The organism is Vibrio sp. 10N.261.55.A7, from assembly GCF_002877365.1.
Taxonomy (GTDB): Bacteria; Pseudomonadota; Gammaproteobacteria; order Enterobacterales; family Vibrionaceae; genus Vibrio.
The window spans coordinates 1-6640 of the sequence record NZ_MCWZ01000082.1 but is presented as its reverse complement, the minus strand read 5'-3'; the positions used below and the strand labels follow the sequence as shown (position 1 = coordinate 6640).

Sequence of the window (6640 nt, the reverse complement as noted above, 5' to 3'; positions counted from 1 at the left end):
TTAAGTTGCTCTCAAGTAATTCAGGTAAAAAGAAGTCAAAAGGCGTGAGTAGAAGTCCGCTTAATATCATGCCTAGAAGAAAAAAGACTCGCCATCCGTTTTCTTTAAATTCCGATGAGAGAAACCCACCGACAATGCCACTAATGCCCGCAACCTTCCCTCTCACTAGAAGTAACAGCGTTGCCGATACGCCAAGCAGCATTCCACCAAATAATGATTCTAGAGGAAGTGTAAAACTCATAGATAACCTCATAGCTTGTTAAGTAATAAAAGCAGAGAATGCACTTATGATGAAAGCCTTCTCTTTTCTCATAGTTTACTTACAAACTTATATTAGTCAATTCTAATTTAGCATGTTGACATTTAATGTGAATGAATCTAGCATCAAGCTTACTGAAAGCTTGTAGCCATTTCGCAACCGTTACTGGCAACAAAGCTATGGGCAAGAAAAAGAGACGTTCGTTTTTGTAATGGTATCTACCGATGATGTCGGTTAGACCGTAATTGACGTTCTTATTAAAACCTTCGGAGTTTAACAATGACAAAGATTCTTATAATTGGTGGCGTTGCTGGTGGAGCATCCGCTGCAGCGCGAGCGAGACGATTAAGTGAAGACGCTGAGATCATCATGTTTGAACGTGGACAGTTCGTGTCGTTTGCTAACTGTGGTTTGCCCTATCACATCGGTGGTGACATCAAAGAGCGCGGTAAATTACTGCTGCAAACGCCGGAAAGCTTTCTTGCTCGTTTTAACGTTGACGTTCGTGTCATGAATGAGGTCATCAGCATTGATCGCCTAAATAAGACCGTCACTATAAAAAATCTTCTCGACGGTTTGGAATACATTGAATCTTACGACTTTCTTCTTCTTAGCCCCGGGGCCGGCCCTATTGTTCCACCTATCCCAGGAATCGATAACCCACTTACCCATTCACTGCGCAATATTCCAGACATGGACAAAATTCTTGCAACGTTAAATAGCAGTAAGCCTCAACACGCAACGGTTGTTGGTGGCGGGTTCATTGGTCTTGAAATGATGGAAGCGTTCCATCAGCTTGGCATTAAAACAACGCTGATTGAAATGGCCGATCAGGTGATGACTCCTGTAGACCGTGAAATGGCGGGGTTTGCTCATGCTGAAATACAACAAAAAGGCGTCGATCTTAAGCTCGGCGCTGCCCTAGAGTCTGTTGAATACCTGCCAGCAAACGAAAACTTAGTACTGAGTCTTAATAATGGTGAGCAACTAGAGACGGGGATCCTCATCATGGCTATCGGTGTTCGCCCTGAAACAACACTCGCCTCCAAGGCGGGTCTTAAGATAGGTGAGCTTGGCGGCATTTGGACCACACCAACGCTGCAAACCAGTGATCCATCTATCTATGCAGTCGGTGATGCGATTGAAGAGAAAGACTTCGTAACGGGTGCACAAACCATGGTTCCATTGGCGGGACCTGCCAATCGTCAAGGGCGTATGGCAGCCGACAATATGCTCGGTGGTGCGGAAACCTATCAAGGTACGCAAGGTACAGCGATTTGTAAGATCTTTGATCTTGCCATTGCGTCAACAGGTAAAAATGAAAAGCAGCTTAAACGCGAAGGCATTGACTACGAGAAAGTTTTTGTTCATACCGCAAGCCATGCTAGCTATTACCCTGGCGCCGAAATAGTCTCATTTAAAATGTTGTTTGATCCAAAAACAGGCAAGATATTGGGCGCACAAGCGGCCGGGAAAGATGGCGTTGATAAACGAATTGATATTATGGCCGTGGCCCAGCGTGCTGGAATGACCGTTGAACAGTTACAACACTTAGAATTGACGTACGCCCCTCCATACGGAAGTGCAAAAGATGTGATTAACCAAGCGGCGTTTGTGGCTAATAACATTGTGAGTGGTGATGTAACACCAATACACTTCGACGAAATTGATGAACTGGAAGAAAACCAACTTTTGCTTGATGTGCGTAATCCGGGAGAATTGACCAACGGTAGAAGCATCGATGGCGCATTGAATATTCCAGTTGATCAGCTGCGTCAACGGATGAGCGAACTGCCAAAAGACAAAGAAATCGTCATCTATTGTCAAGTTGGGTTACGTGGTAACGTAGCGTATCGTCAGTTAGTAAACAACGGCTACAAGGCAAGAAACTTAATCGGTGGTTACCGCACCTATACGTACGCAAAAGCCTAAATCAGTACTCGGCTTGAAGCTAAAAGGGCTGTATATCGATATGATATTCAGCCCATTTTCCTGATACTCAAAGATTCAAAGACTAAACAAGGTTTACTTGCTAAGCCGTTTCTTCTTTTTTCTCCGGTGCTTTAGTTTGGCTCTTTACTGGAAGTACTTCTTTAACGTAAGCGCCAGGTGCCGCGCAGATAACTGGGTTCGCTTCTGAGCCTTGGGCATAAGGCTCCACTTTTTCTTCTGGGATGTAGTTGTGTAACCATTGATCCCAGTGTGTCCACCATGACCCTTCTGACCGTGTTGCATTAGATAACCAATCTTCTGCAGAATCATCTAAGTTGTCATTTAGCCAGTAGCCATATTTGTTTTTGCTTGGGTGATTCACAATTCCAGCGATATGACCGGACTCACCAAGCACAAACGTTTTGTTTCCACCAGTGTTTAATGCTCCACGGTACGTTCCCTGCCATAAGGCAATATGGTCTTCTTTGGTGGAAATAAAGTAACTCGGAATCTTGATTTTATTAAGATCGATCCAAACGCCACCAATTTTAACGCCTTTATCTTGAATCAGTTTATTCTCAAGATAACACTGCCTGATTAGGAAGTTATGGCACGGTGCAGATACATTTGTACTGTCACTATTCCAGTATAAAAGGTCAAAATCGACAGGGCTATTGCCTTTCAGGTAGTTATCTACGTAGTAGTTCCAGTAAAGGCTGTTTTCCCTCAATAGGCTAAACGTCACACTTAACGAGCGCCCATCCATGTAACCTTTCGCATTGTTTTGCGCTTCTAGTGCACTCACTATGGTTTCATTGATGTAGGCTCCAACCTCTCCAGGCTGAGCGAAATCAAGTAATGTCGTGAAGAATGTAGCCGATTTGATGCGTTTTTTCATGCGTTTAGCAGCGTAATACGCGACAGTCGAAGCGAGAACGGTTCCGCCAATGCAGTACCCTGCAGCGTTGATCTGTTCTTGCCCTGTGATTTCTTCAATCGCAGAAACAGCTTTCACCACACCCTCTGTCACGTAGTCACCGAACTCTACGTTAGACTGCTCTTTGCCAGGGTTGCGCCAAGACATCATGAATACGGTGTGGCCTTGTTCAACAAGCCAGCGAACCATCGAATTCTTTTCACGCAAATCAAGAATGTAGTACTTGTTGATGAACGGCGGAACAATAAGTAAAGGCGTGGCATTTACTGTCTTGGTTAATGGCTTGTATTGGATCAGCTCGAACAATTCATTTTTAAAGACAACGTCGCCTTTGGTATTCGCAATATCATCGCCAATTCTGAATGCATTATTATTGGTCATGCGAATTTTTAAGATGTCAGCGCTTGATTCTACGTCTTCTTTCAGTTGCTCTAGGCCAGTAAGTAAGTTTTCACCGTTTTGCTCTAAAGTCAGCTTCAGTAGCTCTGGATTCGTGGCAATGAAGTTACTTGGTGAAAGTGCGTTGATTGCTTGGCGTGAAAAGAACAAAATTCGTTCTTTGGTTTTCTCATCTACCCCTTCAATACTGTTTACCGTATCGAAATAGGTTTTACTGAAGAGCAAATAAGATTGCTTAATAAAGCTGTAAAACGCATCGGTTTTCCATGCTTCATCGGAAAAGCGCTTGTCGCCTTTTTCTTCAGTAACAAAGCTTTTAGAGTTGCCTTCTAATGCAACATTTTGCCAAATTTGAAGCTGCTGCTCCCACCATTGGGTTTGCAACTGAAGTAACGCGGCTGGTTGATTTGCAGCTTGCTCAAAGAACTTTGCTGAATCTTCAAAGTTTACTTCTTGCATCGCCTTATTAAGGGGAGAGTTAACGGCTTCCTTGTTCAGTTCAAGATCTTTCCACCATTGTTGATTGGTTTCTTGGAGTTTTACAAGGTAGTCCGAAAAGAAGTGTTGGAACATGGTTTCTACTCCTATCTTCGGAAAAAAGCCGCCTAAATTTAGGCGGCAAAGGACTGTGTTACGCAGGAGTCACTGTTTTTAGATTTTCTGTTGTCATTTGGTCAACATCATCTTTGAACTCTTTCGCAATCGCTTGGATTTTTGTGCTGTCTTCAGTCAGTTGCTGAGACAGTTTTGTCATTGCTGAAAGTTGTTGGCCACTGAAAGCAGTAAGAGACGTTACATCACGAACTTCTGTCGCTGCTTTCATTTGACTAATACCCATTTCGCTGTAAGTGCGCATCGCATTTAGCTGGAGCTCAGTCAGTACTTCAATGTTTTTAGTCACTAGCTTATTGAACTTTACATAAGGCTGTAGAGACTGTTCAGTTTGGTCCGTGAATGATTTGAAAAAGTCTGTATACATGGTCTTGCTCCTAGATAAAGGGAATATCCCGTTTAAAAATTAGATAGATTTAACAACAACTGCCGTGCCCATACCGCCACCCACACAAAGTGAAGCGACACCATATTGCCCGCTGCGTTTATTTAGCTCGTGTATTAGTGTTACTAAGATTCTATTACCTGAAGCCCCTAGAGGGTGTCCAAGTGCAATCGCGCCACCGTTTACGTTGGCGTTATCCAGAATGGAGCTTGCAGAAACTTGGTGCTCTTTTGCTAATGAGTGAACCACGCCTAATGCTTGTGCAGAAAAAGCTTCATTCAGTTCAAAGAGATCAATGTCTTTGATCTCAAGTTCCGCTTTTTCTAACGCTTTAGTCACGGCTTTAACTGGACCTAATCCCATTAATTTCGGATCAAGGCCGGTTTGTGCATAACTTGCAATTTCAGCGATGGGTGTCAGGTTGTACGTTTTTACAGCCTGCTCAGATACCAACACTAATGCGCTCGCACCGTCATTGATTCCAGATGCATTACCTGCAGTGACGCTGCCTTCTCTGTCAAAAGCTGGTCTCAACTTTTCAAGGCCACTTAATGTCGCATTTGACTTAGGGTATTCATCCGTATCAAATACAACGGTTTCACGGCGCTTTTTCACATCAACAGGCACGATTTCATCTTTAAATCTTCCAGACTCGATGGCTGCTGTTGCTTTTTGTTGGCTTGAAAGTGCGAACTCATCTTGCTGCTGGCGGCCAATTGAACACTCTTTCGCAACGTTCTCTGCGGTGACACCCATATGGTATTGGTTAAATACATCGGTTAAGCCGTCATTGATGAGCAAATCAGTCATGCTGAGGTTGCCCATTTTGTGCCCATCTCGTACTGATGCTGGGACAGTAAATGGAATTTGAGACATCACTTCAACACCCGCTGCAACAATAACTTCAGCGTCGCCTGAACGAATATGTGAAACAGCATCCATGACTGTTTTCATGCCACTGCCGCAAACCATATTTAATGTGTATGCTGGTGTGTCTGTCGGGATACCCGCAAACACAGCGGCTTGTCGACCAACACTCATGCCTTGACCCGCGCCAATCACATTACCAACAATGACTTCATCAACATTTTGAGGCTGTACATTTCCAGACTCTAGCGCACCTTTAATGGCGATAGAGGCCAGTTTCCCCGCGGCGACGTCTTTTAAGCTGCCACCAAATGCACCGATAGGCGTTCTTTTTGCTGCTACTACAAATACTTTTTCCATGATCCCACCTTAATGCATGTACAAGCCGCCATTAACCGACAGTGTTTCACCGGTTATATAGGCTGCTGCGTCGCTTGCTAGAAAACTGACTGATTCTGCGATCTCTTCTGGCGTGGCCAAACGTTTCATTGGAATTTGGGCCTTAATCGAGTCCAAAACCTCTGGTTTCATCTGCTCTACCATTGGTGTTCCCGTGTATCCTGGCGCAACAACGTTCACCGTGACGCCACTTCTCGCACCTTCCGCAGCGAGTGCTTTAGAGAACCCAATCATTCCTGCCTTAGCCGCAGAATAATTGGTTTGACCAAATTGACCTTTAAGGCCATTTACAGAGGAAATATTAACGATTCGACCGCCACCTTTTTCGCACATAGACGCAAACAAAGGTTGGGTGACATTGAACAAGCTATTTAGATTGGTATCGATTACGTCTCGCCATGCTTCCAAAGACATTTTCTTGAATAAGCCATCTTTAGTAATACCTGCATTGTTGACGACAACGTCAATAGTCCCTTCTTCTTCCAGCAGTTGGCTCAAACGTTTTGCACACTCCGGTGCATTAGTAACGTCCAACTCGAACAAACGAACTTCTTCCTTGGTAAACCCTTTTTCAGTAAACCATTCAAGCGCGCAATCGTAATTACCCGTGTAATAAGTTGCTATTACACGAAAACCATCGGCGACGAGTTTTGAAGAGATCGCGGAACCTATTCCGCCTTTTGATCCAGTGATCAAAGCGAGCTTTTTCATTGGGGGACTCCATTCTTAACAGCAATATAAGCGTATTTAAAATGGTGCGTATTAATAGCACCAACTAACGTGTCTAATAATTTGATTCTTTCTTATTTGAAGAATCTTTCTATTATTTAATCTAATCCTGTTTTGTTAC

5 protein-coding genes and 1 pseudogene are annotated in these 6640 nt (G+C 43.8%); 1 reads left to right on the top strand and 5 read right to left on the bottom strand.

The window, feature by feature from the left end; translation table 11 throughout:
• A pseudogene (locus BCU12_RS06410) lies at nt 1–241 on the bottom strand (YeeE/YedE family protein); the annotation flags it as partial.
• A 297-nt stretch (nt 242–538) separates the two neighbouring features.
• Here BCU12_RS06410 and BCU12_RS06400 point away from each other — a divergent pair.
• Nucleotides 539–2191, top strand: coding sequence for an FAD-dependent oxidoreductase (locus BCU12_RS06400; protein ID WP_102403522.1), 1653 nt, complete (start codon nt 539–541; stop codon nt 2189–2191).
• A 100-nt stretch (nt 2192–2291) separates the two neighbouring features.
• Here the strand turns inward: BCU12_RS06400 and phaC are convergent, their stop codons facing one another.
• The 4 genes from phaC to BCU12_RS06380 are packed head-to-tail and all read right to left on the bottom strand — an operon-like array spanning nt 2292 to nt 6501.
• Complete coding sequence (gene phaC / locus BCU12_RS06395) at nt 2292–4100, bottom strand: class I poly(R)-hydroxyalkanoic acid synthase (RefSeq protein WP_102403521.1); 1809 nt, start codon at nt 4098–4100, stop codon at nt 2292–2294.
• A 58-nt stretch (nt 4101–4158) separates the two neighbouring features.
• Nucleotides 4159–4506, bottom strand: coding sequence for a phasin family protein (locus BCU12_RS06390; protein WP_102403520.1), 348 nt, complete (start codon nt 4504–4506; stop codon nt 4159–4161).
• 39 nt (nt 4507–4545) lie between these two features.
• Nucleotides 4546–5751, bottom strand: a complete 1206-nt coding sequence (locus tag BCU12_RS06385) for an acetyl-CoA C-acetyltransferase (RefSeq protein WP_102403519.1) — start codon at nt 5749–5751, stop codon at nt 4546–4548.
• Nucleotides 5752–5760: 9 nt separating this feature from the next.
• Nucleotides 5761–6501, bottom strand: a complete 741-nt coding sequence (locus BCU12_RS06380; RefSeq protein ID WP_102403518.1) for an SDR family oxidoreductase — start codon at nt 6499–6501, stop codon at nt 5761–5763.
• Nucleotides 6502–6640 lie beyond the last annotated feature (139 nt).